Origin of the sequence: Bradyrhizobium sp. G127 (genome assembly GCF_021502575.1) — a bacterium.
In the GTDB taxonomy this organism is placed as follows: domain Bacteria; phylum Pseudomonadota; class Alphaproteobacteria; order Rhizobiales; family Xanthobacteraceae; genus Afipia.
Genome location: NZ_JAKFGN010000003.1, coordinates 1 through 26,392 on the forward strand (window position 1 = coordinate 1; position 26,392 = coordinate 26,392).

General features: G+C 59.1%; 31 protein-coding genes and 1 pseudogene. 25 read left to right on the plus strand and 7 right to left on the minus strand.

Annotated features, from left to right (window positions below; translation table 11 throughout):
• The 5 genes from LVY71_RS19500 to LVY71_RS19520 all read left to right on the plus strand — a co-directional run.
• The coding region (locus LVY71_RS19500; RefSeq protein ID WP_235101563.1) for a SufD family Fe-S cluster assembly protein at nucleotides 1–283 on the plus strand (283 nt) is incomplete at its 5' end.
• A 37-nt stretch (nucleotides 284–320) separates the two neighbouring features.
• Nucleotides 321–1,079, plus strand: a complete 759-nt coding sequence (gene sufC, locus LVY71_RS19505; RefSeq protein ID WP_235101564.1) for a Fe-S cluster assembly ATPase SufC — start codon at nucleotides 321–323, stop codon at nucleotides 1,077–1,079.
• 5 nt (nucleotides 1,080–1,084) lie between these two features.
• Nucleotides 1,085–2,416, plus strand: coding sequence for a Fe-S cluster assembly protein SufD (gene sufD, locus LVY71_RS19510; RefSeq protein WP_235101565.1), 1,332 nt, complete (start codon nucleotides 1,085–1,087; stop codon nucleotides 2,414–2,416).
• 4 nt (nucleotides 2,417–2,420) lie between these two features.
• On the plus strand, nucleotides 2,421–3,662 hold the full coding sequence (locus LVY71_RS19515; protein WP_235101566.1) for a cysteine desulfurase: 1,242 nt from the start codon (nucleotides 2,421–2,423) through the stop codon (nucleotides 3,660–3,662).
• On the plus strand, nucleotides 3,659–4,009 hold the full coding sequence (locus LVY71_RS19520; protein ID WP_235101567.1) for a nitrogen fixation protein NifZ: 351 nt from the start codon (nucleotides 3,659–3,661) through the stop codon (nucleotides 4,007–4,009). The genes LVY71_RS19515 and LVY71_RS19520 overlap by 4 nt, the downstream gene beginning before the upstream one ends.
• 10 nt (nucleotides 4,010–4,019) lie before the next feature.
• Here the strand turns inward: LVY71_RS19520 and LVY71_RS19525 are convergent, their stop codons facing one another.
• Together LVY71_RS19525 and LVY71_RS19530 are read right to left on the minus strand one after the other, a co-directional pair.
• Nucleotides 4,020–4,472, minus strand: a complete 453-nt coding sequence (locus LVY71_RS19525; RefSeq protein ID WP_235101568.1) for a SufE family protein — start codon at nucleotides 4,470–4,472, stop codon at nucleotides 4,020–4,022.
• A 54-nt stretch (nucleotides 4,473–4,526) separates the two neighbouring features.
• Nucleotides 4,527–4,946 carry a response regulator gene (locus LVY71_RS19530; RefSeq protein WP_235101569.1) on the minus strand — a complete coding sequence of 140 codons (420 nt, stop codon included), beginning with the start codon at nucleotides 4,944–4,946 and terminating at the stop codon, nucleotides 4,527–4,529.
• A 405-nt stretch (nucleotides 4,947–5,351) separates the two neighbouring features.
• Between LVY71_RS19530 and nifH the strand changes: the two genes are divergently transcribed.
• From nifH to hspQ, 10 genes and pseudogenes are all read left to right on the plus strand, one after another.
• On the plus strand, nucleotides 5,352–6,257 hold the full coding sequence (gene nifH, locus LVY71_RS19535; RefSeq protein WP_235101570.1) for a nitrogenase iron protein: 906 nt from the start codon (nucleotides 5,352–5,354) through the stop codon (nucleotides 6,255–6,257).
• Nucleotides 6,258–6,340: 83 nt separating this feature from the next.
• Nucleotides 6,341–7,843, plus strand: a complete 1,503-nt coding sequence (gene nifD / locus LVY71_RS19540) for a nitrogenase molybdenum-iron protein alpha chain (RefSeq protein WP_235101571.1) — start codon at nucleotides 6,341–6,343, stop codon at nucleotides 7,841–7,843.
• Between the two features lie 76 nt (nucleotides 7,844–7,919).
• Complete coding sequence (nifK, locus tag LVY71_RS19545; RefSeq protein WP_235101572.1) at nucleotides 7,920–9,479, plus strand: nitrogenase molybdenum-iron protein subunit beta; 1,560 nt, start codon at nucleotides 7,920–7,922, stop codon at nucleotides 9,477–9,479.
• Between the two features lie 122 nt (nucleotides 9,480–9,601).
• Complete coding sequence (nifE, locus tag LVY71_RS19550; protein WP_235101573.1) at nucleotides 9,602–11,278, plus strand: nitrogenase iron-molybdenum cofactor biosynthesis protein NifE; 1,677 nt, start codon at nucleotides 9,602–9,604, stop codon at nucleotides 11,276–11,278.
• Nucleotides 11,279–11,286: 8 nt separating this feature from the next.
• Nucleotides 11,287–12,675 carry a nitrogenase iron-molybdenum cofactor biosynthesis protein NifN gene (gene nifN / locus LVY71_RS19555; RefSeq protein ID WP_235101574.1) on the plus strand — a complete coding sequence of 463 codons (1,389 nt, stop codon included), beginning with the start codon at nucleotides 11,287–11,289 and terminating at the stop codon, nucleotides 12,673–12,675.
• A gap of 18 nt (nucleotides 12,676–12,693) precedes the next feature.
• A complete protein-coding gene (gene nifX, locus LVY71_RS19560; RefSeq protein ID WP_235101575.1) occupies nucleotides 12,694–13,089 on the plus strand; it encodes a nitrogen fixation protein NifX in 396 nt (131 codons plus the stop codon).
• Nucleotides 13,090–13,097: 8 nt separating this feature from the next.
• Nucleotides 13,098–13,568, plus strand: a complete 471-nt coding sequence (locus LVY71_RS19565) for a NifX-associated nitrogen fixation protein (protein WP_235101576.1) — start codon at nucleotides 13,098–13,100, stop codon at nucleotides 13,566–13,568.
• A gap of 8 nt (nucleotides 13,569–13,576) precedes the next feature.
• Nucleotides 13,577–13,777 carry a CCE_0567 family metalloprotein gene (locus LVY71_RS19570; protein ID WP_235101577.1) on the plus strand — a complete coding sequence of 67 codons (201 nt, stop codon included), beginning with the start codon at nucleotides 13,577–13,579 and terminating at the stop codon, nucleotides 13,775–13,777.
• A gap of 19 nt (nucleotides 13,778–13,796) precedes the next feature.
• A complete protein-coding gene (fdxB, locus tag LVY71_RS19575; protein ID WP_235101578.1) occupies nucleotides 13,797–14,084 on the plus strand; it encodes a ferredoxin III, nif-specific in 288 nt (95 codons plus the stop codon).
• Nucleotides 14,085–14,099: 15 nt separating this feature from the next.
• Nucleotides 14,100–14,270, plus strand: a pseudogene (hspQ, locus tag LVY71_RS19580) (heat shock protein HspQ); the annotation flags it as partial.
• 58 nt (nucleotides 14,271–14,328) lie between these two features.
• Here the strand turns inward: hspQ and LVY71_RS19585 are convergent.
• The 4 genes from LVY71_RS19585 to LVY71_RS19600 all read right to left on the minus strand — a co-directional run bounded on the left by LVY71_RS19585 (nucleotide 14,329) and on the right by LVY71_RS19600 (nucleotide 16,333).
• On the minus strand, nucleotides 14,329–14,643 hold the full coding sequence (locus LVY71_RS19585; protein WP_235101579.1) for a hypothetical protein: 315 nt from the start codon (nucleotides 14,641–14,643) through the stop codon (nucleotides 14,329–14,331).
• Nucleotides 14,644–14,645: 2 nt separating this feature from the next.
• A complete protein-coding gene (locus LVY71_RS19590; RefSeq protein WP_235101580.1) occupies nucleotides 14,646–14,909 on the minus strand; it encodes a hypothetical protein in 264 nt (87 codons plus the stop codon).
• A gap of 24 nt (nucleotides 14,910–14,933) precedes the next feature.
• Nucleotides 14,934–15,791, minus strand: coding sequence for a sulfurtransferase (locus tag LVY71_RS19595; protein WP_235101581.1), 858 nt, complete (start codon nucleotides 15,789–15,791; stop codon nucleotides 14,934–14,936).
• Between the two features lie 86 nt (nucleotides 15,792–15,877).
• On the minus strand, nucleotides 15,878–16,333 hold the full coding sequence (locus LVY71_RS19600; protein ID WP_349629922.1) for a hypothetical protein: 456 nt from the start codon (nucleotides 16,331–16,333) through the stop codon (nucleotides 15,878–15,880).
• 229 nt (nucleotides 16,334–16,562) lie between these two features.
• Here LVY71_RS19600 and LVY71_RS19605 point away from each other — a divergent pair, with 229 nt between their 5' ends.
• Together LVY71_RS19605 and LVY71_RS19610 are read left to right on the plus strand one after the other, a co-directional pair.
• Nucleotides 16,563–18,203, plus strand: coding sequence for a flavin monoamine oxidase family protein (locus tag LVY71_RS19605; RefSeq protein WP_235102176.1), 1,641 nt, complete (start codon nucleotides 16,563–16,565; stop codon nucleotides 18,201–18,203).
• Nucleotides 18,204–18,214: 11 nt separating this feature from the next.
• Nucleotides 18,215–18,667, plus strand: coding sequence for a Rieske (2Fe-2S) protein (locus LVY71_RS19610; RefSeq protein ID WP_235102177.1), 453 nt, complete (start codon nucleotides 18,215–18,217; stop codon nucleotides 18,665–18,667).
• Here LVY71_RS19610 and LVY71_RS19615 read toward each other — a convergent pair.
• Nucleotides 18,664–19,278 carry a hypothetical protein gene (locus LVY71_RS19615; RefSeq protein ID WP_235101583.1) on the minus strand — a complete coding sequence of 205 codons (615 nt, stop codon included), beginning with the start codon at nucleotides 19,276–19,278 and terminating at the stop codon, nucleotides 18,664–18,666. The genes LVY71_RS19610 and LVY71_RS19615 overlap by 4 nt on opposite strands.
• A 144-nt stretch (nucleotides 19,279–19,422) precedes the next feature.
• Here LVY71_RS19615 and LVY71_RS19620 point away from each other — a divergent pair, with 144 nt between their 5' ends.
• The 8 genes from LVY71_RS19620 to LVY71_RS19655 all read left to right on the plus strand — a co-directional run bounded on the left by LVY71_RS19620 (nucleotide 19,423) and on the right by LVY71_RS19655 (nucleotide 26,391).
• The gene (locus tag LVY71_RS19620) at nucleotides 19,423–21,126 is read left to right on the plus strand and encodes an ATP-binding protein (protein WP_235101584.1); all 1,704 of its coding nucleotides are present in this window, start codon (nucleotides 19,423–19,425) and stop codon (nucleotides 21,124–21,126) included.
• A 158-nt stretch (nucleotides 21,127–21,284) separates the two neighbouring features.
• Nucleotides 21,285–21,605 carry a HesB/IscA family protein gene (locus tag LVY71_RS19625; RefSeq protein ID WP_235101585.1) on the plus strand — a complete coding sequence of 107 codons (321 nt, stop codon included), beginning with the start codon at nucleotides 21,285–21,287 and terminating at the stop codon, nucleotides 21,603–21,605.
• Between the two features lie 75 nt (nucleotides 21,606–21,680).
• Nucleotides 21,681–21,971: a NifU family protein gene (locus LVY71_RS19630; RefSeq protein WP_235101586.1), complete on the plus strand. Its 291-nt coding sequence runs from the start codon at nucleotides 21,681–21,683 to the stop codon at nucleotides 21,969–21,971.
• Nucleotides 21,972–21,994: 23 nt separating this feature from the next.
• The gene (nifS, locus tag LVY71_RS19635) at nucleotides 21,995–23,203 is read left to right on the plus strand and encodes a cysteine desulfurase NifS (RefSeq protein ID WP_235101587.1); all 1,209 of its coding nucleotides are present in this window, start codon (nucleotides 21,995–21,997) and stop codon (nucleotides 23,201–23,203) included.
• Nucleotides 23,200–23,421 (plus strand): putative nitrogen fixation protein NifT, encoded by a 222-nt coding sequence (gene nifT, locus LVY71_RS19640; protein WP_235101588.1) that lies wholly within the window; start codon nucleotides 23,200–23,202, stop codon nucleotides 23,419–23,421. The genes nifS and nifT overlap by 4 nt, the downstream gene beginning before the upstream one ends.
• Nucleotides 23,421–24,287, plus strand: coding sequence for an SIR2 family NAD-dependent protein deacylase (locus LVY71_RS19645; RefSeq protein WP_235101589.1), 867 nt, complete (start codon nucleotides 23,421–23,423; stop codon nucleotides 24,285–24,287). Before nifT ends, LVY71_RS19645 begins: the two co-directional genes overlap by 1 nt.
• 281 nt (nucleotides 24,288–24,568) lie before the next feature.
• Nucleotides 24,569–26,131, plus strand: a complete 1,563-nt coding sequence (gene nifB / locus LVY71_RS19650; RefSeq protein WP_235101590.1) for a nitrogenase cofactor biosynthesis protein NifB — start codon at nucleotides 24,569–24,571, stop codon at nucleotides 26,129–26,131.
• Between the two features lie 35 nt (nucleotides 26,132–26,166).
• Complete coding sequence (locus tag LVY71_RS19655; RefSeq protein ID WP_235101591.1) at nucleotides 26,167–26,391, plus strand: 4Fe-4S binding protein; 225 nt, start codon at nucleotides 26,167–26,169, stop codon at nucleotides 26,389–26,391.
• The last annotated feature ends 1 nt before the right edge of the window (nucleotide 26,392 follow it).

Here is a 26,392-nt window from a genome sequence, read left to right on the forward strand (position 1 = left end):
TACCGCGTGTGACTCGCTTCTGATCGGCGACAAGTGCGGCGCGCATACCGTGCCGTATATCGAGGCCAAGAACTCGTCGGCGCTGTTCGAGCACGAGGCGACCACCTCGAAGATCTCCGAGGAGATGCTGTTCTACTGCGTGCAGCGCGGCCTGTCGCAGGAGGAAGCGGTGGCGCTGGTCGTCAACGGCTTCGTCAAGGACGTGCTGCAACAATTGCCGATGGAGTTTGCGGTCGAGGCCCAGAAGCTGATCTCGATCTCGCTGGAAGGAAGTGTCGGATGAGTGTGCTGGATCAGATCCGCAACGGAGGGAATTCGCGATGACGCCGCTCCTGGAAATCCGTAACCTCCAGGCTGAAATCGCCGGGAGAAAGATTCTCAACGGTCTGGCTCTCACGGTGAACGCCGGTGAGATCCACGCCATCATGGGCCCCAACGGAGCAGGCAAGTCGACGTTGTCTTATGTGCTGGCTGGAAAGCCAGGCTACGAGATCACCGGCGGCGAGATCCTGTTCAAGGGTGAAGACCTGCTGGCGATGGCGCCGGACGAGCGCGCGGCCAAGGGTGTGTTCCTCGCGTTCCAGTATCCGCTGGAAATTCCGGGCGTTGCTACCATCACGTTCCTGCGCACCGCCTACAATGCCCAACGCCGGAAGCGCGGCCAGGAGGAGCTGTCGTCTCCGGATTTGCTCAAGCGCGTTCGCGAGATCGCCAAGAAACTCAACATCGACGCCGAGATGCTTCGTCGGCCACTGAACGTCGGGTTTTCCGGCGGGGAGAAGAAGCGGAACGAAACGCTGCAGATGGCGCTGCTTGAGCCGCTTCTCTGCGTCCTTGATGAGACCGATTCCGGCCTCGACATCGATGCCTTGAAGGTCGTCGCCAATGGCGTCAACCAGTTGCGCGCAAGCGAACGCGGCATGATCGTGATCACGCATTACCAGCGCCTGCTGGATTACATCGTGCCGGACATCGTCCATGTGCTCTCCGCCGGCAGGATCGTGAGAACCGGCGGCAAGGATCTGGCTCTCGAACTTGAGGCGACTGGATACGCTCGGTATCAGAACGAGGCGGCTTGACGATCATGAACGTTGGAATTCGCCCGGTCAGGACAGAAGCCGAACTCGGCCTGGTCGATGTCTATGCGACGTCGCGACAGTCGCTGCCGGGAGGTAGCGACATTGCCGCGGTGCGCACCGCTGCCTTCAATCATTTCGTTCTCGCGGGGCTGCCGCATTCGCGCGTTGAATCCTGGAAATATACCGATCTGCGACGGTTGATGCGAGATGCCAAGCCGCTTGCGGCTCTGCCGGACGCCGCCGCGAAGGCACGTGCGCGCGATGGGGAAGGTTTGCTGACGGAACTCGGCTTTCGGCGGCTGGTGATCGTCGATGGCTCATTTGTGGCGGAATTGTCAGATCTTATGGATCTTGAAGCAGGTCTTGTCGTTCGGCAAATGGCGGAAGCGCTGGCCCTGGACGAGCCCTTGCTGTCGCAGGGCCTTGGTCCGACCGTTCCTGCCGGCGATCCGGCGCTCGCCCTGAATACGGCACTGGCGGGCGACGGCGTCGTCATCACAATTTCCCCAGGCGTTGCCATCGAGCGGCCGATCCAGCTTGCTTTCGTCAATACGATTGCAACGCCGGCGGCGATGGTGACCAGATCGCTGGTGGTGGCCGGTGGTGGTGCGCGTGCGACTCTCATTGAGACCCATGAAGGTCCCGATCAATCGGATTATCAGGTCAACACTGCGCTTCAGGTGGTGGTTGGCGATGAAGCGCGGGTCGATCATGTCAAGGTCACGTGCGAGGGAAGCGCGGCCATCCACGTCGCGACGCTTCTGGTCAATATCGGGGCCCGGGCAAAATTCAACGAGTTGGGCTTCACGATCGGCGGCTCCGTCGTCCGCAATCAGATGTTCATGCTGCTCGCGGGCGAAGGCACCGAGACGAATCTGCGCGGCCTGAGTCTTCTGGCGGGGCGGCAGCACGCGGATGCCACCCTGACCGTCGATCACTCTGCGGCCAATTGTCAGAGCCGCGAGGTTTTCAAGATGGTCGTCGACGACGACGCCCGCGCCGTATTTCAGGGCAAGATCTCGGTTCGGCCGCAGGCGCAGAAGACGGACGCGAAGATGATGTCTCGCGCGTTGCTGCTGTCCGATAGCGCGGAGGCCGACAGCAAGCCGGAACTCGAGATTTTTGCCGACGATGTTCAGTGCGGGCATGGTGCCACGACGGGTGCTCTGGATGATCAGCTCAAGTTCTACCTGATGGCGCGCGGCATTCCGGAAAAAGATGCTGAGGCTTTGTTGATTCAGGCCTTCGCCGCCGAAGTGCTCGAGACCGTCGAGCATGAAGGCCTGCGCCAAGCGCTGATGGACACGACGCTGGCGTGGCTGGGACGACGGAGATGAAGCCATGCACCCGGCGGTAAGCAACGGCAGCTACGATGTCCGCCGGGTGCGTGAGGACTTTCCGATTCTGGCGATGCAGGTTTATGGCAAGCCGCTGGTCTATCTGGACAATGCAGCGTCCGCCCAGAAGCCGAAGGCAGTTCTCGATCGTCTGACACAGGCCTACACATCCGAATACAGCAACGTTCATCGGGGATTGCATTATCTCGCCAATGCGGCGACCGAAGGCTATGAGGGCGCCCGGGAAAAGGTCGCAGGCTTTCTGAATGCCCGGCGCAGCGATGAAATTATTTTCACCCGGGGTGCGACCGAAGCGATCAATCTCGTCGCCCAGACATTCGGCCGCGAACGGATCGGACCGGGCGACGAAATCGTGCTCTCCATCATGGAACATCATGCCAACATCGTTCCCTGGCATTTTCTGCGGGAGCGTCAGGGCGCTGTCATCAAATGGGCGCCTGTAGACGACGAAGGCAACTTTCTGATTGATGAATTCGAGAAGCTGCTGACCGATCGCACGAAGATGGTCGCGATCACTCAGATGTCGAACGTACTGGGCACTGTGGTCCCGGTGAAGGACGTGGTCCGGATTGCGCATGCGCGAGGAATCCCCGTGCTGGTAGACGGTGCGCAATCTTCCGTTCATCTCGACGTGGACGTGCAGGACATCGATTGCGATTTCTATGTCATCACCGGTCACAAACTATACGGGCCGACCGGGATTGGCGCGCTCTACGGCAAGCACGAGCATCTTGCGGCGATGCCGCCGTTCAACGGCGGTGGCGAAATGATTCGCGAGGTGCATCGCGATTACATTACATACGGTCAGCCGCCGCATCGGTTTGAAGCCGGAACCCCTGCGATTGTTCAGGCGATCGGGCTGGGTGCGGCCATCGACTACATCGACTCCATCGGCAAAAGCCGCGTCAGAGCGCATGAAAGCGCGCTGCTGACATATGCCCAGGAGAAGCTCGGTGAGATAAATTCATTGCGGATTATTGGGACGGCGGCCGAGAAGGGTGCGATTCTATCGTTCGAAATGAAAAGCGCTCATGCGCACGATTTCGCGACAGTCCTCGATCGCGCGGGCGTTGCGGTGCGGGCCGGAACGCATTGTGCTATGCCTCTCCTGGAACGCTTCGGTGTGACGGCCACCTGCCGGGCCTCGTTCGCTTTATATAACACGCATGAGGAGGTCGATGCTCTCGCTCAGGCCCTCACGAAGGCGCAGGAGTTCTTCGCATGAGTTACCAGACTGTCGCCTCACGACCTGTCACGATTGCCCGCGTCGCCCATGATGGACGGCGGCGGCATATTGCACGAACTTCCGGCGGCGCAAGCAAGCGCGAATTCAAGTTGGGCGACGCCGTGCGCTCGTTGACCCGGGTCAATAACGACGGAATTTATCCTCACAAGGATATTGGTGAGACGCTTGTTCATCCGGGGGATGCCGGGATCGTTCGCGAGCGATGGAGTTTTCTGGGGGAAGTCTATTACACGGTTGAGTTTGTCGCCTGCGCGACAGCGGTCATCATGCGCGGCCCGGAGATGACGGGAGCCGTAGAGCTGAGGAATTGCCGTCCCTTATATTGAGCTGCTGGCTTCAAGCGCCATCCGCAAGCGCATCCCGGGCATCGTTGCGGATGCGCCCGACCATGGAGCGAAATCCATTGGAGCGTTGCGGGGTGAGATGCTCGCCCAAACCCAGGCGATCGAATAGCGCAATAGGATCGGCCGCCAGAATCTCGCTGGCCTGTTTGCCGGACACAGCGGAGAGCAGAATGGCGACAAGGCCGCGCACGATGTGTGCGTCACTGTCACCATGGAATGTGAGGAAGGGCCGATTGTCGGCAAGACTCACTATGGTGGCGAGCCAGACCTGACTGGCGCAGCCCTGCACCTTGTTCACCTCGGTGCGTTGACTTTCGGATAACGGGCTCATGCCGCGACCCAGTTCGATAACATAGCGATACCGATCGTCCCATTCTTCCAGTAACGAGAAGTTATCGATGATCTCATCGATCGACGGGATGCTGGGCGCGGGTAATGATTCCATTGGCGATTGTCGTCCTGTTTTCTGTTGCCGCGGTCCGGCTGTTACTCGGGGCGGTTACCCAAGTGAAACCAGCGACAGGCTGCTTTCGTCGAGCACGGTGTTGACCTTGCCATGAACGGAATCAAAAGTAATCGGCTTGCCCAGCACACCGTGAGCTCCCTCGTCGAGGCTTCTGAGTGCGAGCGGATCGCGGAGCGAATCGGCCACGATCAGGATTTTTGCGTCAGACAATCGGCATGCGATCTCGGCCAAACGTCGTTTGCCATCGCTCTGTAAAAAGCCGATCCCGAGCAATACGACATCCGGTCGCACGTTCGCGGCTTTGGCGAATGCCAGATCGAGGCTCCTGAAGGCGTGCGCCTCGTTGCGGTCATCCAGGATGAACTGGAGAGCCGATCGAATAATTTCATCGTCTTCAACCACGAAGATCCGACGGTTCTCCACTGGGCGGAAAGGTTCGGGATGGATGCGCATGTCGCCCTCACTGATCTGGTCTGCTCCATCAAGCAAACACCGTACCGCGAGCAGCCGCGGTGGTTGCCGCTGCTTTCTCGCAACAACTCATCGGGGCGGGATCGCTAGTTGTTTTGTTTGAGACAGCCTCCTGTCTGGACGTCGGGTGACACCCAGCGATGTCGGGTTTGCAACAAGAGTCTCGCGCCTGCTCGATTTCGTTATCTCGTTAGAATCAATGGGAGTTTCGCCGGCCGTGCGCGCTGGCACAGTCGTTGCAAACCCAGTCTGTGCAAGGCGATGGTTGCTGGCTGGATGCCTCTCGAAGCGGAAGAGCAAAGTCCGTAACCGCGCCGCGCAATGAGGATCTTCCAAGATCAAACTGCGCGGTAAGGGCGAAACGGCAATCGGTTCATGGAGAGCAAGATGGCGGCATTACGACAAATCGCATTTTACGGCAAAGGAGGGATCGGCAAGTCGACCACCTCGCAGAACACGCTGGCGGCGCTGGCGGAGATGGGTCACCGCATCCTGATCGTCGGCTGCGACCCGAAGGCGGATTCGACCCGGCTGATCCTACATGCCAAGGCGCAGGACACCATTCTCAGCCTGGCGGCTGCCGCCGGCAGCGTCGAGGACCTTGAGATCGAAGAGGTCATGAAGGTCGGCTACCGCGACATCAAGTGCGTCGAGTCCGGCGGTCCGGAACCCGGCGTCGGCTGCGCCGGCCGCGGCGTCATCACCTCGATCAACTTCCTCGAGGAGAACGGCGCCTATGAGGACATCGACTACGTTTCCTACGACGTGCTGGGCGACGTGGTGTGCGGCGGCTTCGCGATGCCGATCCGCGAGAACAAGGCGCAGGAGATCTACATCGTGATGTCCGGCGAGATGATGGCGATGTATGCCGCCAACAACATCTCGAAGGGCATTCTGAAGTACGCCAATTCGGGCGGTGTTCGCCTCGGCGGGCTGGTGTGCAACGAACGCCAGACCGACAAGGAACTGGAACTGGCCGAGGCGATGGCCAAGAAGCTCGGCACGCACCTGATCTACTTCGTGCCGCGCGACAACATCGTGCAGCATGCCGAGCTGCGGCGCATGACGGTGCTGGAATATGCGCCGGACTCGGTTCAGGCCCAGCATTACCGCACGCTGGCCACGCGGATCCATGCCAACCAGGGCAAGGGCATCATCCCGACCCCGATCACCATGGACGAGCTCGAGGACATGCTGATGGAGCACGGCATCATGAAGCCGGTGGACGAATCCGTGGTCGGAAAAACCGCCGCAGAACTCGCCGCAGACAAACTCGCCGCTATGTCGGCGTGACACTTTTCATTCGATAAGGCATCGGCCCCTCCCGCGAGGAGCCGGGCTCCGCCACCGCAAATGGGATAGCGAGGAAAATCAAAATGAGTTTAGCGAAAACGCAGAGCGTTGCGGAGATCAAGGCTCGCAACAAGGAACTGATCGAAGAGGTCTTGAAGGTCTATCCGGAAAAGACCGCAAAGCGCCGCGCCAAGCACTTGAATGTGCACGAAGCCGGCAAGTCTGATTGTGGCGTCAAGTCGAACCTCAAGTCGGTTCCCGGTGTGATGACCATCCGCGGTTGCGCCTACGCCGGCTCCAAGGGCGTGGTCTGGGGCCCGATCAAGGACATGATTCACATCAGTCACGGCCCGGTGGGTTGCGGGCAATATTCTTGGGCGGCCCGGCGCAACTATTACATCGGAACGACCGGCATCGACACTTTCGTGACCATGCAGTTCACCTCCGATTTCCAGGAGAAGGACATCGTCTTCGGCGGCGACAAGAAGCTCGCCAAGATCATGGATGAAATCCAGGAGCTGTTCCCGCTCAACAACGGCATCACCGTGCAGTCGGAATGCCCGATCGGCCTGATCGGCGACGACATCGAGGCCGTCTCCAAGCAGAAGTCGAAAGAATACGAAGGCAAGACCATCGTGCCGGTGCGCTGCGAAGGTTTCCGCGGTGTGTCGCAATCGCTTGGCCACCATATCGCCAACGACGCGATCCGTGACTGGGTGTTCGATAAGATCCCGGCAGATGCTGCGCCTCGGTTCGAGCCGTCGCCTTACGACGTGGCGATCATTGGCGACTACAATATCGGTGGCGACGCCTGGTCTTCCCGCATTCTGCTGGAGGAAATGGGCCTGCGCGTCATCGCTCAGTGGTCAGGCGACGGCAGCCTCGCCGAGCTGGAAGCGACGCCGAAGGCGAAGCTCAACGTTCTGCATTGCTATCGCTCGATGAACTACATCTCGCGTCATATGGAAGAGAAATACGGTATTCCGTGGTGCGAGTATAATTTCTTCGGGCCGAGCAAGATCGCCGAGTCGCTTCGCAAGATCGCAAGCTTCTTCGACGACAAGATCAAGGAAGGCGCCGAGCGCGTCATCGCGAAGTATCAGCCTTTGATGGACGCGGTCATCGCAAAATACCGGCCGCGGCTGGAAGGCAAGACCGTGATGCTGTTCGTCGGTGGTCTTCGCCCGCGTCACGTGATCGGCGCCTATGAAGACCTCGGCATGGAGGTGGTCGGCACCGGCTACGAGTTCGGCCACAACGACGACTATCAGAGAACGGCCCAGCACTATGTCAAGGACGGCACGCTGATCTATGACGACGTGACGGGATACGAGTTCGAGAAGTTCGTCGAGAAGGTCCAGCCCGATCTTGTCGGATCGGGCATCAAGGAGAAGTACGTGTTCCAGAAGATGGGTGTGCCGTTCCGGCAGATGCATTCCTGGGACTATTCCGGCCCCTATCATGGCTATGACGGTTTCGCGATCTTCGCGCGCGACATGGACATGGCGATCAATTCGCCGATCTGGAATAAAGCCAAGGCGCCATGGAAGGCGGCGCCGAAAGCGACGCTGATAGCCGCGGAATAAGCTGCGCTCCCTGGCTCCTCCGGTGGGCGGAGTCAGGGCCTCACGATTACATGCGATTTTTGAAAAGGGTGTCACCATGACGCAGAATGCAGAACACGTGCTCGATCACTTCGAGCTCTTCCGCGGACCGGAATACCAGCAGATGCTGGCGAACAAAAAGAAGATGTTCGAAAATCCCCGCGATCCCGCCGAAGTCGAACGCATTCGCGAATGGGCCAAGACGCCGGAATACCGCGAGAAGAATTTCGCGCGTGAGGCACTCACGGTGAACCCGGCCAAGGCCTGCCAGCCTCTGGGTGCCGTCTTCGCTGCGGTGGGTTTCGAAGGCACCATTCCTTTCGTGCACGGATCGCAAGGCTGTGTCGCGTACTACCGCAGCCACTTGTCGCGGCATTTCAAGGAACCGAGTTCCTGCGTTTCGTCGTCGATGACGGAAGACGCCGCGGTGTTCGGCGGTCTCAACAACATGATCGACGGTCTCGCCAATACCCATGCGATGTACAAGCCGAAGATGATCGCCGTCTCCACGACCTGCATGGCGGAAGTGATCGGTGACGACCTCAATGCATTCATCAAAACGGCGAAGGAGAAGGGTTCCGTGCCTGAAGAGTACGACGTCCCGTTCGCCCATACGCCCGCCTTCGTTGGCAGTCATGTCACCGGATACGACAATGCATTGAAGGGCATTCTCGAGCATTTCTGGGATGGCAAGGCCGGAACCGCGCCCAAGCTCGAGCGCCAGCCGAGCGAGAAGATCAATTTTATCGGCGGCTTCGATGGCTATACCGTCGGAAACACCCGCGAGATCAAGCGTATCTTCGAATTGATGGGCATTGACTATACCATCCTTGCCGACAACAGCGACGTGTTCGATACGCCGACGGACGGCGAGTTCCGTATGTATGACGGCGGCACCACCCTGGAGGACGCGGCGAACGCGATCCATGCCAAGGCGACGATCTCCATGCAGCAGTACTCCACGGAAAAGACGCTGCCGTTCGTTGCCAACCACGGCCAGGAAGTAGTCGCTTTCAATCATCCGGTCGGAGTTTCGGCGACCGACGACTTCATCATGGCGCTATCGCGGATCAGCGGCAAGGAGATCCCGGAAGCTCTCTCCGTCGAACGTGGCCGTCTGGTCGATGCGATGGCGGACTCCAGCGCGCATATCCACGGCAAGAAATTCGCGATCTACGGCGATCCGGATCTCTGCCTCGGCCTAGCGGCGTTCCTGCTCGAACTCGGCGCTGAACCCACCCATGTGCTGGCGACAAACGGCAACAAGGCCTGGGCGGAACAGGTTCAGGCTGTGTTCGACAGCTCGCCGTTCGGTCAGAACTGCCACGTCTATCCCGGCAAGGATCTCTGGCATATGCGTTCGCTGCTGTTCACCGAGCCAGTGGATTTCCTGATTGGCAACACCTACGGCAAGTATCTTGAGCGCGACACCGGCACGCCGCTGATCCGGATCGGCTTTCCGATCTTCGATCGCCATCATCATCACCGCTATCCGGTCTGGGGCTATCAGGGCGGCATGAATGTTCTGGTGCGGATCCTCGACAAGATCTTCGACGAGATCGACAGGAACACCAATGTTCCGGCGAAGACCGACTTCAGCTTCGACATCATTCGCTGAGGTCACGCCTGATGCTGCATTGCCGCCGCTCCAGACACGTGTTGCCGGGAGCGGCGGCGGGCAGACTGACCAGAGAAGAATTCGTTTGCATGCCCAGATATCCCGTTCCGTAGGAGAGACGCATGAGCTCGCTGTCGGCCACCATTCAGGACGTTTTCAACGAGCCGGGCTGCGGCAAGAATGCGAACAAATCGGAGGCCGAGCGCAAGAAGGGTTGCACCAAGCAGCTTCAGCCGGGCGGTGCTGCGGGCGGCTGCGCCTTTGACGGTGCCAAAATCGCACTCCAGCCGCTGACCGACGTTGCCCATCTCGTCCATGGTCCGATCGCCTGCGAAGGTAATTCCTGGGATAATCGCGGCGCCAGATCGTCTGGCTCCGATATCTGGCGCACGGGATTTACCACCGACATCAATGAAACCGATGTTGTGTTCGGCGGCGAGAAGCGCCTCTACAAGGCGGTCAAGGAAATCATCGAGAAGTACGACCCGCCGGCGGTCTTTGTTTATCAGACCTGCGTTCCCGCGATGATCGGCGACGATATCAATGCGGTCTGCAAGGCGGCCTCAGTCAAATTCAACAAGCCCGTCATTCCGGTCAATTCCCCCGGCTTTGTCGGTCCTAAGAATCTCGGCAACAAGCTTGCCGGCGAAGCTTTGCTCGAGCATGTGATCGGAACGGAAGAGCCGGATTATACCACGCCCTACGACCTCAACATCATCGGGGAATACAATCTGTCGGGCGAATTGTGGCAGGTGAAGCCGCTGCTGGACGAACTTGGCATTCGCATTCTGTCCTGCATCTCGGGCGATGGAAAATATCGCGAGGTGGCCTATTCGCATCGCGCACGCGCGGCGATGATGGTGTGCTCGAAGGCCATGATCAACGTGGCGCGCAAGATGGAAGAGCGCTACGGCATCCCGTTCTTCGAAGGATCGTTCTACGGCATCGAGGATTCCAGCGATTCGCTGCGGGAAATCGCGCGGCTTCTGATCGAGCGCGGCGCGCCTGCCGAATTGATGGAGCGGACCGAGAAAGTGATCGCGCGCGAAGAGGCGCGGGCCTGGGCCGCGATCGAGCCTTACAAGCCGCGCTTCAAGGACAAGAAGGTTCTGCTCATCACCGGCGGCGTCAAGTCGTGGTCGGTTGTTGCGGCTCTTCAGGAAGCCGGTCTCGAACTGGTCGGGACCAGCGTGAAGAAGTCCACCAAGGAGGACAAGGAGCGCATCAAGGAACTGATGGGCCAGGACGCCCACATGATCGACGATATGGCGCCGCGTGAAATGTACAAGATGCTCAAGGACGCCAAGGCAGACATCATGCTCTCGGGCGGCAAGTCGCAGTTCGTCGCCTTGAAAGCGGCGATGCCCTGGCTCGATATCAATCAGGAGCGCAGCCACGCCTACATGGGTTACGTGGGCATGGTGAAGCTGGTGCAGGAGATCGACAAGGCGCTGTTCAACCCAATGTGGGAGCAGCTTCGTCGGCCGGCGCCATGGGACGATGAAGCAAATAGCTGGCAGACCAGGGCGATGGTGCAGATGGCCGCCGAGGCTGCTGCCTTGGCCGCCGACCCGGAGCGTGCCGAGCAGGTCCGGCGGGCCAGGAAGATCTGTAACTGCAAGACTGTCCATCTTGGAACGATCGAGGATGCGATCCACGCGCATGCGCTGACGACGGTGGATGGCATACGTGAGCAAACCAACGCCTCGGGCGGCTGTGGCGCCTGTTCGATCCGGCTTGACGAGATCCTCGCAACGATGCCGCCAGTATCCGCACCCATGCTTGTTGCGGCGGAATAGGGGCGGCGATGGCAACCGTCACCGTCAGCAAGAAGGCTTGCTCGGTTAATCCGCTAAAGATGAGTCAGCCGATCGGTGCTGCATTTGCATTTCTTGGTCTGCGCGGATCGATGCCGCTGTTGCACGGTTCGCAAGGCTGCACCTCCTTCGGACTGACGCTGTTCGTGCGGCACTTCAAGGAAAACGTGCCGATGCAGACGACGGCCATGAGCGAAGTGGCGACGGTGCTCGGCGGCTATGAAAATGTCGAGCAGGCTGTCCTGAACATCTACAACAAGCAGAAGCCTGAAATCATCGGCATTTGCTCCACCGGCGTCACCGAAACCAAGGGCGATGACGTTGAAGGCTACATCAAGCTGATCCGCGAGAAGCATCCTCAACTCGCGAAGTATCCGCTGGTCTATATCTCGACGCCAGATTTCAAGGACGCGTTTCAGGACGGCTGGGAAAAGGCCGTCGCGCGCATGGTCGAGGTGCTGGTCGAAGAGCCGAAGGCTGATGCACCGCGCGATCCGGCGCGGGTCAATGTTCTTCCGGGATGTCATCTCACACCGGGCGATCTCGACGAGTTGCGCATCATCATTGAGGACTTTGGATTGAAGCCGTCCTTCCTGCCGGATATCGCGGGCTCGCTTGATGGACATATCCCCGAAGACTTCAGTCCGACGACGATCGGCGGCATTGGCCTTGAGGAAATCGCCTCCATGGGGCAGGCGTCATGGACGATTACTATCGGTGCCCAGATGGAGCGCGCAGCCGAGGCGCTGAAGAAAAAGACGGGTGTTCCGTTCAGGCTGTTCGAGCGCCTTTGCGGCCTCATTCCAAATGATGAATTCATCATATTCCTGAGCGAGATCAGCGGCCGGCCGGTGCCGCTGAAATATCGCCGCCAGCGCGGACAATTGGCGGACGCGATGCTGGATGCGCATTTCCACACCGGTGGCCGCAAGCTCGCGATCGGCGCCGAGCCGGACCTCTTGTACGATCTGGGCAGCGTGTTGCAGGAGATGGGCATGACCGTGGCTGCTGCCGTGACGACGACCCAGTCACCGGTGCTGGAGCGCCTCAAGGCTGACGAAGTCTTGATCGGAGACCTCGAAGATCTTGAGAAGCGCGCGGCGGCACAGGGATGCGATCTGCTGATCACGCATTCGCATGGCCGGCAGGCCGCGGCGAGGCTGAATATCCCCTTCTACCGCGCGGGCTTTCCGATGTTCGACCGGCTCGGCGCAGGTCATCAGCTTCTGGTCGGCTATCGCGGCACGCGCGATTTGATTTTTGATATCGCCAACATGATCCTTGCTGATCAAGAAGAGAATCGCCAGCCGACACCCGATACCTGGCGCCTCAATGGCACCGCGTCGCAAGATGCCGTGCCCGCAGCTGCAACGCATTGACGCCGAGCGGAGAGAACCATGAAAATCGCATTCGCAACCCAGGACCTGAAACGCGTGGACGCTCATTTCGGTTGGGCGAAGAACATCGCGATTTATGAGATCGGTCCGCAAGGACACCGCTTTCTTGAGGCCATCCAGTTCGATGGTGATCTCAAGGAAGACGGCAACGAAGACAAGCTCGCCCCGAAGATCGAGGCGATCAAGGATTGCGCCATTCTCTATGTCGCAGCCATCGGTGGCTCGGGCGCGGCGCGGGTGGTTGCGAGCAACATTCATCCCATGAAGGTGAATCAGCCGGAAGAGATCACGGATCTCCTTCTCAAGCTGGAGGACGTGTTGAAGGGAACGCCGCCGCCTTGGCTGCGCAAGGCGCTGTCGAAGGACCAGGAACGAACTCTCGATTTCGAGGACTAGTGAAAAACATGGCTGAGCTCGCTACAGTAATCGAAGAAAATCCCGCTGCGGAAGCGCCCTTCATCAAGGAGCTCGTCAAGGTCTGGCGCGCCCAGGACAGTCACGGCGCATGGGAGAGCAAGGCAGATCTCGTTCTTCTTGAGCCTTATATTCTGGACAAGGAGGCCCGCCGGGCGCTCCCCATCATCGGCGATCCTGATCCGGAGACGATCTGGCGGCTTGAACTGTTTTTCAATGCTGTGGCGCTGTCCATCGAGCGGGCGACGGGCGTGATGGTTTCGCCAATGCTGAAGATGAGCCACGAGGGCTTCGGGCGCATGGTTCTGATCGGGGGGCGATTGATCGTCGTCAACAAGCAGCTTCGTGACGTTCACCGGTTTGGTTTCGATAGCCTCGCCAAGCTGGCGCAGGAAGGCGAGAAGCACGTCAACGCCGGCATCGAGATGATCGAAAAATTCAAAGCCGTTGCAGAATACTGAGGTGAGCGATGAGTGATCTGGAAACCCTGAAGGCCGAAATCAAGAAGCTGTCTGCAAGGGCAATGGATGCCAAGATGAATCTGCACGACTTGTCGGAGGAGCTGCCCATCAACTGGCAGTCGATCCTGGATGTCGCGCAGCGGGCTCACGATGCCTTCGCGGTTCTCGAGGAGAAGCGTGCGGTCCTGAAGAGTCTTGAATCGGCCTAGCTCAGAGGCTTCTGCAATCATGACGAATGCCACCCGAGACGGCCGTGACTGGAAGCCCGAGTATCTGCTCGCAATCGACGAGAAGAAGTGCATCGGGTGCGGCCGATGCTTCAAGGTGTGTGGCCGCGACGTGATGACCCTCAAGGGCCTCACCGACGAAGGTGAGTTCGTCGATCTGGATGACGACGAGGACGATGAGATCGAGAAAAAAATCATGGTCATGAACGATCAGGGCGCCTGCATCGGCTGCGGTGCCTGCGCCCGCGTGTGCCCGACAAATTGTCAGACCCATGCCGCGGCGGAGTAGCGCAAGGATCAGCCATTTTATTATCTGTTTGCCGGAAACGACCAAGCGTCCTATGTTACCTATGTCCCGGAGCAGAATTTGCTGGCCGATATTTCCGACGAGCCTGTTACTCATCCGCAAATCGACGATATCTTCGAACGCGATGAAAGCGGTTGCTATCGACGGCGTAATATCACGATGAACTGAGTCGGTGATTGGTTCCCAAGGAATTCCGTGGTCGCCTGCTCGGGAGCGATGTTGGGAACTACTCGATTCCTTGTTCTCGCGCCTTCCACATGGCGGCAATCCGGAACCGTTCATTGATGGCGGCCGGACTAGCCAGAATTTGAGCTTCCGCTTCCTTGAATGCATTTGTAACGATTTCAGCCTCCTCGCGCGTCAGCGCGACGCGGCCGGCCATGTGAGTCGCTTCGGGCAGCACCACCCAGATCGCACGTTTGTTGGGGTGCAGCTTCACTTCGATAAGTTCAAAGGCCTCGAGCTGTCCTTCGAGGCAGATGGCCAGTCCGATCACTTCCAGCTTTCGTCCGTCCTGCGTGATCTTCACGAGTGTCGGCATCGTTATTCTCCGTCTTGTGCGGCGAGCCAGCTATAGCCGCCCTGATCCCAGAGTTGGGCGAGAGTCTGATCCGGCTTCCAGTCAGGATACTGAGTTCTGATTGCATCATAGTCGGCGCGAAAACGTAGCGCATCCTCGCCGCGCAAATGCGCGGCAACGCGATCGGCCTTTGACCGCAAGACGAATGAGGCGCCATCGTCCGCTGTCAAAAGCTTGTAGTCTTCACCTTCGCAGATCAGGCTGTCCGATGTTCGCGTGACGCTCATCAGCATACCTCTCCGTCGATTCTCTTAAGCAGCGACTGCCGGCGTATCCTCGGCCAGCCCCCATTCCGCCCAGGATCCATCGTAGACGGCAGCGGTCTTGTGCCCGAGCAGATAGAGCGCGAGCGTCACCACACATGAGCTAATGCCGGAGGCGCATGTCGTCACGACCGGACGCTCAAGATCGATCCCGGCTGCCGCAAATCGTGCGGTCAGCGCGTCCGGGGTAAGGAATGCGCCCGTGTCGGGGTGAATGAGATCGGCCCACGGAATGTTTGTGGCGTTCGGGATGTGGCCGAGCTTCTTGAATGGAAAGACGTCTTCCTGAGTTCCATCGAATTTGCCGGGGCCGCGCGCGTCGATCACTTGCGCCGCGCCGGTCGCGAGATTGTCCCGCATGTCGCCGAGGTCGCGAACCAGCATGGAATTGTAGGTTGCCGAGAATGATTTTGGTTCTGGCCGCACCATGGCCATATCGCTCGGCAATTTCTCCTTAATCCATTTTCCATAGCCGCCGTCGAGCAAAGCAACGTTGTGATAGCCGAAGACCCGGAACATCCACCATACCCGCGCTGCAGCGGCTCCTCCGCACAACCGGTCATAAACGATGACCCGGTCTCCGTCACCGATCCCGAGCAGTCCGACTTTCTTTGCAAAGTCAGCCGCATTGGGAAGCATGTGTGGAAGCGGATTGGACTTGTCCGCCACATGATCGATGTCGAAATGCACCGAGCCGGGAAGATGACGTCCACGATACTGGGTACGTCCATCGAGATTGGTGCTGGAGTGATGCCAAGTGCAGTCGAGGATCTTGATATCCGGCTCTGAAAGATGCTCCGCAAGCCATTCGGTGCTTACCAGCGCTTCTGGATTTGCAAAGGTCATATGACTTTTCTCCATGTCGGAAACCCGACAACTGTCGCCAACGGGACATCCACTTAGCTGTTGCGATCGCCGCGGCCGGATCGGTGTTATGTGGCGGGCATCGGATAACCAGTGCGTGGCCGTGTATCGTAGTATTCCGGCCGCTCGGGCCATCCGCCCTCGGTGATAAAACGAAACGCTGTGATTTTGACCGGCGCCCCTTGCGAGAAGGAAACCTCGCTGAACTTGATCTCTCGATTGCCGGGACCCGCGGAAAAATCGGCAACGACGGTCCCATCCGCCTTCTGGGCCCGTGCGAAGCCCGGCGTGCCCACGCTGCTTGCATTGACGGGATTTGCAGCGAAGACGGGATTTTCCAAACCATCCGCCACCGCGCCAAAGGCCGGGGAGGCAAAGGTAAATGTCGCCAGCGGCGCGCTGCGGTCGACAGGCTGATCCGCGGTGATGGGACGCGCGACCGAATAGACGGTCAGCTTGCCTCCGTCCAGCAACGCCTTCAGTTCATCCAAGGAACAGGAGGTGAAATCCTGTGTGACATTCATGTCAATCTCCATACGCCAGTGCGTTACGTATGGGATATCAAGTTCTGTGCCAGTTCAGCGCCGGCCAAAATGGGGCCGGAGACGTCGGAAAACAGATTTCAGCGGGACATTTGCCGATGCCAAAGGCTGTCGCAAACCGGGCTGGGCGTTTTCCGACATCTGCGTCGCGGACGGGATTTTGCGCGAATCTTGCAGAGCCCTGTCCGATGGGCGCGAAGAAGGTTGGGCGATGCTGGATACGGCGATCATTGGCGGTGGATTGTGTGGTCTCGTTCTGGCGAGGAACCTGCACCGGAAAGGCCGCGCCGTTGCTCTGTTCGAGGGGCGTGAACGGCTGGGCGGACGCATCCTGTCAGTTGCAAGCGCGGGATCCGGCCTGGCGATGGATCTCGGTCCCACCTGGTTCTGGCCGGACACCCAGCCGCTTCTGAAGAGTTTGATTGCTGAGCTGGGACTTGTCGATATCCCGCAGCATGACGACGGTTCAATGCTCCACCTGAACGATCCGGAAAAAATGCCGGAGCGCATCAAGGGAAAAAATATTCACGAAGGAGCGCATCGCCTTCAGAGTGGCATGGCGCAGCTTGTCGATGCGCTTGCCGCCGAATTGCCGCCTGGCCTCGCCCATCTTGGTCATGTGCTCTCCCGTGTCGGCGATGGCGGCGATTACGTTGTCCTGACATTTGCTGCGGGAGACGACATTGTTGATGTTGAAGCACGTCGCGTTGTGCTTGCGGTTCCGCCGCGGTTGTTGGCAGAGCAGGTTCGCTTTGAACCCGAGCTTGACGACGCGACGCGGGAAGCCATGCGCGACGCCGACACGTGGATGGCGGCGCAGGCCAAGGTGGTGATCGGTTACGATCGTCCGTTATGGCGCGAGGCCGGCCAGTCCGGAAACGCATTCGTGACCCATGAACAGGCGGTGATCGGCGAAATATTCGACGCCTGCGATATGGATTCAGCAAAGGCGGCGCTGGGAGGATTTCTCGCCTTGTCGCCGGAGTTGCGCGCGAGTTTCAACGACGGCTTGCCGATGCTGATGGACAATCAGATGGCGCAGGTCTTCGGCTCGGTGCTTGAACAAGGCGAACAGCATTATCAGGATTGGGCAATAGAGCCGTTTACCTGCAGCACGCTCGATCGCAACTCTTCCCGGACAGAGCATGCCGGCGCCGCCAACCCGATGCTGCGCCGGGCGCAGTGGGACGGGAAGCTGTGCCTTGGCGGTTCGGAAACCGCGCACCGCAGCGCCGGCTATCTTGAAGGCGCGCTTGAGGCGGCGCATCGAATTGAGGGCGCGCTTAGCCGCGTCCGCGGCCGCATGGAGATCGGGGTATCGGATACTCGCGCCGTGAACGATGGTGCTGCTTCAATCAATGCCGTGAGCCTCGCCCGGTTCAGAGCATGGGTCGCAGCGCAAGGAGATGCGGCGTTCGACGATTACCGTCATCGCCTCAATCGCAGCCTTGCTGTCCAGCAGAGAGATCAACTCACACAGCGGGCCATTCTCGAATCGATGGAAGAGATTTTCGACAGCGCGCTAGCGGTGCTCGGCGGCCTGGCTTTCGATATGAGCGGTGTTACGGTTGAGCGCGGCCGTTCATCGCTCACTCCGGATGTGCAGCGGCCGTTCGGCGAACTCATGCAGTCCCTTATGGATGACGTTATCGCTTTCAACCGGACATCGTGTGCGTTGTCGAATTTCCCCGATGAGCATCGCTTATCGGAGGAATATACCCAGGTGATTTTACGTGACATCGCCGCCGCTTGGCAGGCGTTCTCGCTGTCCGCCAACCGCATGCTTTTGGCCAAGGCGGATGCTACGGATCGCCGCTTTCCAGCAGGAGGGCTGACAAGCGTTTCGTCATGAACGAGGACAAGATGGAAGCCGATGTAGCTTATGCAATTTGCAGGATGAACGAAATCCCGAGCCAGAAGGCAAGGGGATTCCATTTGATGATCGTCGGAGACGATGGAAATCCGCGGCCTTGGCCGATCATTGTGGTTCGATGGGGCAGGCAGGTGTTCGGCTATCTCAACAAATGTCCCCATGACGGGGTAAATCTCGATTGGGAGCGCAATCAGTTTCTGGATCCCAACGGAATTCGTCTAATGTGTGGAAAGCACGGAGCGCTGTTCGAACTCGGCACCGGCAGCTGCGTCGAGGGACCGTGCAAGGGCCAGAGCCTCACGCCGGTGGCGCTGGCCGTGCTTGACGACGACATTTGCGTCGTAGGCGTAAGACTTGTCGAGGACGAAGACACGGGCGCCGACGAAGCACGCCAGTGTGAGGGCAATGGCGGCGTGTCAGGTAAAACCGGATGGCGCGTTTAAACGGGACGATTTTCGTTCCGGTTCTTCACCGGCTCCATCCGGGCCACGCCTTCCTCGAAGGTGATGATGTCGTATTTCTCATCGAAGCCCATCGCCGCGTCGAGAAGGTGATCGAGCTTGCCGGCCGTGTTGAGTTTCTTGACGTCATTCTTGTCGATGCTCATCAGGTCCATCATTTCCTTCCACACTGTCGATTCATCGCAAGGCAGGACAAAATATGTGATGTCTCGGAGGGCCACGCGGTATTTCGCGAGCAGGTCGATGTTGTTGCAGAAGATAAAGTATGTGCCGCCCGGCGTGAGGAGGCCGTCCAGAACTTCGGAGACCACGCTCAGGTAGGCGAAGGAGTGGATGTATCCCACCAGAATCGGGATTGTGCTGTCACCCTCCCGAACGATGGTCAACACCTGTTCGATCGAGAAATCCGGCGGCCGCTTTTCATCCGCGAGCTGAGTTTGGAACTTGAGAGCGATATCGCCCCGGAATCCAAACCGGCCCGGCTTCGTTGTCGGCCCTTTGAAGACGGCGTTGAGCAGGCGCCCCTCGCGGTCGAGCCGGCCAAGGGCGGTCGCCTCAAATCCGGTCAGAGCAGTCTTCTCAAGCGTCGTCATGTCATTTCTCCGATTCCCGACAAAGTCCGGCGTATCAACGCCGCTCCTGCCTCCCATGCAAATTGTCTGCCGGTTTGCGTGTGGCGCGAACCGTGCATACCCGGTTCGGCGGAACAATTGATCTAGGTCATACGGCACACGCGCATGAAGCTTCAGATAGAGCGGCCCGATTTCGAGACAATGATCGCAAATTTTCCGGGGTTGACGTCACTCAAGGAGCAATTGCGCTTTGGCGAAAAGGTGGAGGTGGCGTTCAGTCAGCTTTCGGACGCCGAACTTGGTTTTCTGCGAGAGCTTTATCGCAAGGCCGGACCTGACATGCAGGTCCGGCTGGCTCAGATCGTAACTCTTCAGCGTGCCTTCCGCGAAGAGAGCATCAGGTTCATCGCAGCGGATCTGGAATCCTTGTTGCCGGCGGTTGCACGCTATCTGGTGACGGATGCAATCCGCGGCTGGATGTTCACCGCGAGCGCCGCCAGCCGGCCGCTGCCTTATGTTGTTACGAAGCTCGACTATACGCCGCCTTCCAATGACGAGACCGGCCGGGCCTTCATCGAATTGAAGGCCAACGCCAAGGGCGCGATCACATCGACAACGCTGAGGATTTCCGCGGGGGACATCGTTGGAAAGACGGTGCCTGAAATTCTTGCGGCAAAAGGATTTCTGAAGGAAACGCCCGAACTGATCGCCGCTTACGACGATACCGAGGAGCGTTACTTCGCGTGGCGGGGGCGGTATGGCCTCCAGTTTTCCGGCAGGGGCACTGGCTTCTATACCGAAGATCCGAATTCATCCCATTGTGACACGGACTGGTCCCGCAAGGACGTGGTGGTGTTATCGTCGGGTGGCGGCGTGGCGCGCCTCGTCAATGACGAAGGTATTCTGACCACGCGTTCGCTCACGCTTGAAGTGACCGGTGATATTCTCGGCCAGTATTTGAGAAAGGCCGCCAAAAGCAATCTCTACGACGCCGAAAGCGAGATGGAGGGTGCCAAGGCTTCGATTCCGGACGGCTTGTTCTGCCGGATTCCCGTCCATCCCTACATGCTGATGTTTCATCTTGAGCTGCATCATCATCTCTGGGTTCACGTCGATGACATGACGCCTTATGTCTATCAGCCCGATCTGAAGCAAAAGCTGATCCTGCCAGAGGAGCAGACCGATCTCATCGACATCCTGACAGCTGAAATGGATGTCTTGATAGATGACATCGTTGCCGGGAAATCCGGAGGAACGACTGTTCTGTGCGCGGGGCCTCCGGGTGTCGGCAAGACGCTGACAGCCGAGGTCTACGCCGAAATCATCCAGCGACCGCTTTACCGCGTGCATTCCGGTCAGCTCGGATTGAATGTCGCGGCGATGGAAACCGCGCTCAAGGATGCGCTGATGCGCGCCCAGCGCTGGGGCGCGGTGATGCTAATCGATGAAGCCGATGTCTATATCAAGCGCCGTGACGACGATATTGCGATGAATGCTGTGGTTGGCGTATTCCTGCGCGTGCTGGAATACTTCAACGGCCTGTTGTTCCTTACCACGAACCGCATCGATGACATTGACGAGGCGATCGTCTCGCGGTGCATCGCACTGATCAAATTCCATCCGCCGAATGATGACGCACGGCGGCGCATATGGGGAGTTATGACCGGACAGTTCGGCCTCGCGGTCGATTCCGCGCTGCTGGATACCCTAGTCGGGACCTTCCCGGAAACGTCGGGCCGCGACATCAAGGGACTGGCAAAGCTCGTTGCCAAGTATTGCCGCCATAAGAAAGTGCCGCCGACGCTGGACGTGTTCGAACGCTGCGCGATCTTTCGCGGGATCGATCCGAACGCTTCCTGCCACGCCTGAAGCACGGCGTGCGGGGCCAAGCTGTCCTGTCGCAAACCCGACACTCGTCGGAAAAGCAACAGCCGGCGGCTTAAAGATCAGACTTATCAATATATTGAGGCGTGGCATAAGACTTGCCAGTTCATTGCTCAACGGTTCTGACAAACGAAGGTCGAGCAATGATCAATCTGACCGACAGCGCGCTCAATGCGGTGCGCAATGCGATTTCTGCCGCGGACAAGCCCGTCGATGGCTTGCGTATCATGGTCGAAGCGGGCGGATGCGCCGGCTTCAAATACAATCTGGGTCTCGTCGATCAGATCGATCCCGACGATACGGTGATCGAGCGCGATGGCGTCCGGGTTTTCATCGATATGCAAAGCCATGAGCATCTCGCCGGCACGACCATCGACTTCGTGGTGGCGCTCGAAGGGTCGGGCTTCACCTTCGAGAATCCCAACGCGAAGGCAAGTTGCGGTTGCGGAAAATCGTTTGCCTGAGGCTGGCCGCCTTCTGCGGATGGCACTTCGCATGTTTCGGAAAGGTCAAATCCCGTTATGGAAAGAAATCAAGTCATGCTGACTGAAGCTGAGCATTTGAAGCAACTTCCAGCCGGGAACACAGACCGTGTCGAGATCATCAAGGCTGCCATCGCGGAGATCCGACCGGCGCTGCAACGCGATGGCGGAGATTGCGAATTGATCGAGGTCGATGGCAACAAGGTCATGGTCAAGCTGACAGGGGCTTGCGTGTTCTGCAAGCTGGCCAGCGCGACACTCGAAGGCATCCAGGCGCGCGTTGTGGAACGGCTTGGTGAACTCGTCCGCATTATCCCGGTCGCTGGAGCAGCGAAAGCGCGGCATTGAAGCGACAGTGAAAGAGGCGTTCCGTGCGGCCGATTTATCTCGACAACAATGCGACGACGCGCGCGGATTCAGCCGTTGTCGCTGCGATGCTGCCGTATTTTCTTGAGCAATTCGGAAATGCCTCATCGGCTCACGCTTTCGGCAGTGAAGTCGCGGGGGCGGTGAAGCAGGCTCGCAAGAGCCTGCAGGCGTTGCTGGGCGCTGCTTTCGATCATGAGATCGTGTTCACATCCGGCGGCACCGAATCCGACAGCACAGCCATTCTTTCGGCTCTTGATAATCAGGACGGCCGCGACGAGATTGTCACGACCGCCGTCGAGCATCCCGCCATCCTTGCTCTGGTGGAATATCTCCGGACGTCGCGAGGGATCAAGACGCACCTCATCGGTGTCGATTCAAGAGGGCGGCTGGACATTGAATCCTACCGGCGCGCGCTTGGCCCGCGCACCGCCATTGCATCGGTGATGTGGGCTAACAATGAGACTGGCACGCTGTTTCCCGTCGCGCAGCTTGCCAGGATGGCGCGCGAGACCGGCGCGCTGTTCCACACCGACGCGGTTCAGGCGGTGGGCAAGATTCCACTCGATTTGAAAGCGACCGAAATCGACATGCTGTCGTTGTCGGGACATAAGCTGCATGGCCCGAAGGGCATCGGCGCGCTCTATGTCCGCAAAGGCACGCGTTTCAATCCGCTGATCCGCGGCGGCCCGCAGGAGCGGCGGCGGCGCGGCGGCACCGAGAATGTGCCGGGGATCGTCGGATTGGGGAAGGCGGCGGAACTGGCGGTCTCCCTGATGGACGAGGAGCAGACTCGGGTTCGCGCCCTGCGCGACCGTCTTGAACAAGGTATTCTTGGAATCGGACATTGCTTTGTGCTTGGCGACGAGCAGAACCGTCTGCCGAATACCTCCAATATCGCCTTCGAGCATCTCGAAGGTGAAGCCATCATTCATCATCTGAACCGGGCAGGCGTTGCCGCCTCGTTGGGTTCGGCCTGCGCCTCCGGATCGATGGAGCCGTCTCATGTGCTGCTGGCGATGAACGTGCCAATGAAAGCCCTGCGCGGTGCCATCCGCTTTTCACTGTCGCGTGAAAACACCGTCCACGACATCGAGCGGGCTTTGCAAGTTCTGCCGGAGATCATCCCAAAGCTGCGGGTCTCATCGCCATCGTGGCAGGAGCACGCTCATGTCACGGCAAGTCCATCCCGATCCGCGGAGCTGACCTCATGAAAGTTATGATTCGACGTTCTCCGGAAACGGGTCTCTCGATCTACGTGCCGAAGAAGGATCTTGAGGAACCGATCGTTGAGACCGAACATGAGTCGCTGTGGGGCGGCTGGATTCGCATTGCGAACGGGTGGGTGCTCGATCTGCCGGAAATGGCGGCAGGGACATCGCTTCCCATCACGGTCAATGCTCGCAAGCGCGGCCAAGAGGGAGAAGATTGATGAACGCTCCCATTCCGCATATCGAATTTATGAAGCACGTTGATGCCGAGGCGTCGCTGGCTGACATTGCCGTGCGGCTGCGGGCGGGAGCAATTGTGCCTTATCTCGGGCCGGGTCTCGCGGAATTGTCTAAGCCCGATGTCCCAATGAATCCGGAAGCGCTCGCAGCGTTCTTCGGAACGAAGGTCGCGCTGCCGCGCCGTGCGAAAGGCAATGCGTGGGCGTCCGCGCAGCACATCGAAAGCATGAAGCACCGGTCCACGGTCACGGCTTTGATGAACGAAGCGTTTGCAACACCCGTGGGGCCAGCGCCGTTTCATCATTATCTGGCCTCACTGCGCCTGCCCATGATTGTCGACACCTGGTACGATGGCGCCATGCGCTCGGCGCTGGGGCAGCGCAGCGATTGGGGCGAAGTCCAGGGCATTACCCGCGCCGGGATTGGCGAGGACCGCTGGTATCGCTTTTATGATGCCGCCGGTGCCGAAGCGGATCGCGCGGCAGCCGGCACGTGGACGACCATCCTCTACAAGCCGCACGGCAGCGTAGTGCCCGCCAAGAATTTTCTGATCTCCGACGCCGACTATGTCGAGGTTCTGACGGAGATCGATATCCAGACACCGATCCCCGACGTCGTCAAGGATCGCCGTACCGAGCGGAGCTTTGTTTTCATTGGCTGCCGGTTCAATGACCAGCTCTTGAGAACCTATGCGCGGCAGATCACCAAGCGCTCTGCGGCGACGCACTACGTGATTGTTGAACCTGACAAGCTCTCGAAGAACGAAATCCGTTTCTTCATCGACCAGGGCTTGACGCCGATCGCCATTTCGCTCGATCGGGCGATCGAAATCCTGCTCGCTGCCTGAATTGGCTTTATGGGTGACTGCTCTCGGCGCTGCAGGGCGATCGGGGACGTCCTGCATTCTACCGTCGGCGGCATCAGCGACGCAGAGCGAAGTCGCCACATCTGTAACGTTTCTAACATACGGCCCGCGATGTCGCCGATGGTGTTAGCAAAGCGACAGCGGACAGCAGCTCCATAACTCATTGATAAGGCGCGAAAATGCCGTCCCGTTTTCGATGGCACGCGAGTTGCTATTCCTCCTTTCAAGACTTTCAGTCTCCTGGACAGGAACGAGGAACGGACATGCAAGCGATAGCACCGCACGAAGGTACCGCGCCCACAAGCATCGCCCAACTCGACGGCGTGATGCAGGAAATCGCCGAGCACAAGGGTTGCGGAACCACCGGCGGCAGCGGCAAGGCGAGTTGCGGTTCGGCGGCAGGCCAAGGCGATCTTCCGACCGAGATCTGGGAAAAGGTCAAGAACCATCCGTGCTACAGCGAGGAAGCGCATCATCACTATGCGCGCATGCATGTGGCGGTCGCGCCCGCCTGCAACATCCAGTGCAATTACTGTAATCGCAAATATGATTGTGCCAATGAATCTCGCCCCGGCGTGGTCAGCGAAAAGCTGACCCCGGAACAGGCCGCCAAGAAGGTGCTGGCGGTCGCGTCCACCATTCCGCAGATGACCGTGCTTGGCATCGCGGGTCCGGGCGATCCGCTTGCCAACCCCGAGAAAACCTTCAAGACGTTCGAGCTCATTTCGAAGACCGCGCCCGACATCAAACTCTGTCTCTCGACCAACGGACTGGCGCTGCCGGATCATGTCGACACCATTGCGGGGTTCAATGTCGATCACGTGACGATCACGATCAACATGGTCGATCCTGAAATCGGTGCGAAGATCTATCCGTGGGTGTTCTGGAAGCACAAACGCTACACCGGCGTCGAGGCCGCCAAGCTGCTGACCGATCGCCAGTTGCAGGGCCTCGAGATGCTCACCGAGCGCGGCATTCTCTGCAAGGTCAATTCGGTGATGATTCCCGGTGTCAACGACAGGCATCTCGTCGAGGTTAACAAGGCGGTGAAATCGCGCGGCGCCTTCCTGCACAACATCATGCCGCTCATCTCCGCTCCGGAACACGGCACGGTGTTCGGTCTCACCGGCCAGCGCGGCCCGACCGCCCAGGAGCTCAAGGCGCTACAGGATAGCTGCGAAGGCGAGATGAACATGATGCGCCACTGCCGCCAGTGCCGCGCGGACGCGGTGGGACTGCTGGGCGAGGATCGCAGCGCCGAGTTCACCACCGACAAGATCATGGCGATGGAGGTCAACTACGATCTCGACAGCCGCAAGGCCTATCAGGCCAAGGTGGAAGACGAGCGGGTCGCCAAGGTGGCGGCCAAGCAGGAAGAACTTGAGACGCTCGCAGGTGAAATGAGCGATATTAAGCTGTTGGTCTCGGTCGCCACCAAGGGCTCGGGACTGATCAACGAGCACTTCGGTCACGCCAAGGAATTCCAGGTTTACGAACTGTCCACGGCGGGTGCCAAATTCGTCGGACATCGCCGTGTCGATCTTTATTGCCAGGCTGGATATGGCGACGAGGACAGCCTCGAGACCGTGATCCGTGCGATCAACGATTGTCATGCGGTGTTCGTCGCCAAGATCGGCGGCTGCCCCAAGGCGGACCTGCTCAAGGCCGGGATCGAGCCGGTCGATCAGTTCGCCCACGAGTTTATCGAGAAGTCGGCGATTGCCTGGTTCAAATCTTATCTGGACAAGGTCAGGAGCGGCGAGATCCAGCACGTCGAACGCGGCGATGCGGAAATCCGTCAGGGCGCGCTGATCACGGCGGCCTAAGCTTAAGAAACCCGAATGCCGCTTGGGAGTTACCGATGGCGCTGAAGATCATAGCCTCACAATGCACGAGCTGTTCGGCTTGTGAGCCGGAATGTCCGAATGTCGCGATCACGGAAAAGAACGGCACGTTCGTCATCGATCCGAAGAAATGCACCGAATGCATCGGTCATTTCGACTCACCGCAATGCACCGCCGTCTGTCCGGTCGACAATACCTGCGTGATCGACACGTCCTATCCACGATACGTGGCACCGGCATAAG

Coding starts and splice junctions, on each gene's coding strand:
- nifK (WP_235101572.1), top strand. CDS start 7,920: ATGACGCAGAATGCAGAACACGTGCTCGATCACTTCGAGCTCTTCCGC.
- nifT (WP_235101588.1), top strand. CDS start 23,200: ATGAAAGTTATGATTCGACGTTCTCCGGAAACGGGTCTCTCGATCTAC.
- nifN (WP_235101574.1), top strand. CDS start 11,287: ATGGCAACCGTCACCGTCAGCAAGAAGGCTTGCTCGGTTAATCCGCTA.
- nifD (WP_235101571.1), top strand. CDS start 6,341: ATGAGTTTAGCGAAAACGCAGAGCGTTGCGGAGATCAAGGCTCGCAAC.
- fdxB (WP_235101578.1), top strand. CDS start 13,797: ATGACGAATGCCACCCGAGACGGCCGTGACTGGAAGCCCGAGTATCTG.
- sufC (WP_235101564.1), top strand. CDS start 321: ATGACGCCGCTCCTGGAAATCCGTAACCTCCAGGCTGAAATCGCCGGG.
- LVY71_RS19565 (WP_235101576.1), top strand. CDS start 13,098: ATGGCTGAGCTCGCTACAGTAATCGAAGAAAATCCCGCTGCGGAAGCG.
- nifE (WP_235101573.1), top strand. CDS start 9,602: ATGAGCTCGCTGTCGGCCACCATTCAGGACGTTTTCAACGAGCCGGGC.
- nifH (WP_235101570.1), top strand. CDS start 5,352: ATGGCGGCATTACGACAAATCGCATTTTACGGCAAAGGAGGGATCGGC.
- LVY71_RS19525 (WP_235101568.1), bottom strand. CDS start 4,472: ATGGAATCATTACCCGCGCCCAGCATCCCGTCGATCGATGAGATCATC.
- LVY71_RS19570 (WP_235101577.1), top strand. CDS start 13,577: ATGAGTGATCTGGAAACCCTGAAGGCCGAAATCAAGAAGCTGTCTGCA.
- LVY71_RS19595 (WP_235101581.1), bottom strand. CDS start 15,791: ATGACCTTTGCAAATCCAGAAGCGCTGGTAAGCACCGAATGGCTTGCG.
- LVY71_RS19610 (WP_235102177.1), top strand. CDS start 18,215: ATGGAAGCCGATGTAGCTTATGCAATTTGCAGGATGAACGAAATCCCG.
- nifX (WP_235101575.1), top strand. CDS start 12,694: ATGAAAATCGCATTCGCAACCCAGGACCTGAAACGCGTGGACGCTCAT.
- LVY71_RS19530 (WP_235101569.1), bottom strand. CDS start 4,946: ATGCGCATCCATCCCGAACCTTTCCGCCCAGTGGAGAACCGTCGGATC.
- LVY71_RS19620 (WP_235101584.1), top strand. CDS start 19,423: ATGAAGCTTCAGATAGAGCGGCCCGATTTCGAGACAATGATCGCAAAT.
- LVY71_RS19605 (WP_235102176.1), top strand. CDS start 16,563: ATGCTGGATACGGCGATCATTGGCGGTGGATTGTGTGGTCTCGTTCTG.
- LVY71_RS19615 (WP_235101583.1), bottom strand. CDS start 19,278: ATGACGACGCTTGAGAAGACTGCTCTGACCGGATTTGAGGCGACCGCC.
- nifB (WP_235101590.1), top strand. CDS start 24,569: ATGCAAGCGATAGCACCGCACGAAGGTACCGCGCCCACAAGCATCGCC.
- LVY71_RS19600 (WP_349629922.1), bottom strand. CDS start 16,333: ATGAATGTCACACAGGATTTCACCTCCTGTTCCTTGGATGAACTGAAG.
- LVY71_RS19520 (WP_235101567.1), top strand. CDS start 3,659: ATGAGTTACCAGACTGTCGCCTCACGACCTGTCACGATTGCCCGCGTC.
- LVY71_RS19515 (WP_235101566.1), top strand. CDS start 2,421: ATGCACCCGGCGGTAAGCAACGGCAGCTACGATGTCCGCCGGGTGCGT.
- LVY71_RS19585 (WP_235101579.1), bottom strand. CDS start 14,643: ATGCCGACACTCGTGAAGATCACGCAGGACGGACGAAAGCTGGAAGTG.
- LVY71_RS19655 (WP_235101591.1), top strand. CDS start 26,167: ATGGCGCTGAAGATCATAGCCTCACAATGCACGAGCTGTTCGGCTTGT.
- LVY71_RS19625 (WP_235101585.1), top strand. CDS start 21,285: ATGATCAATCTGACCGACAGCGCGCTCAATGCGGTGCGCAATGCGATT.
- sufD (WP_235101565.1), top strand. CDS start 1,085: ATGAACGTTGGAATTCGCCCGGTCAGGACAGAAGCCGAACTCGGCCTG.
- LVY71_RS19630 (WP_235101586.1), top strand. CDS start 21,681: ATGCTGACTGAAGCTGAGCATTTGAAGCAACTTCCAGCCGGGAACACA.
- LVY71_RS19645 (WP_235101589.1), top strand. CDS start 23,421: ATGAACGCTCCCATTCCGCATATCGAATTTATGAAGCACGTTGATGCC.
- LVY71_RS19590 (WP_235101580.1), bottom strand. CDS start 14,909: ATGAGCGTCACGCGAACATCGGACAGCCTGATCTGCGAAGGTGAAGAC.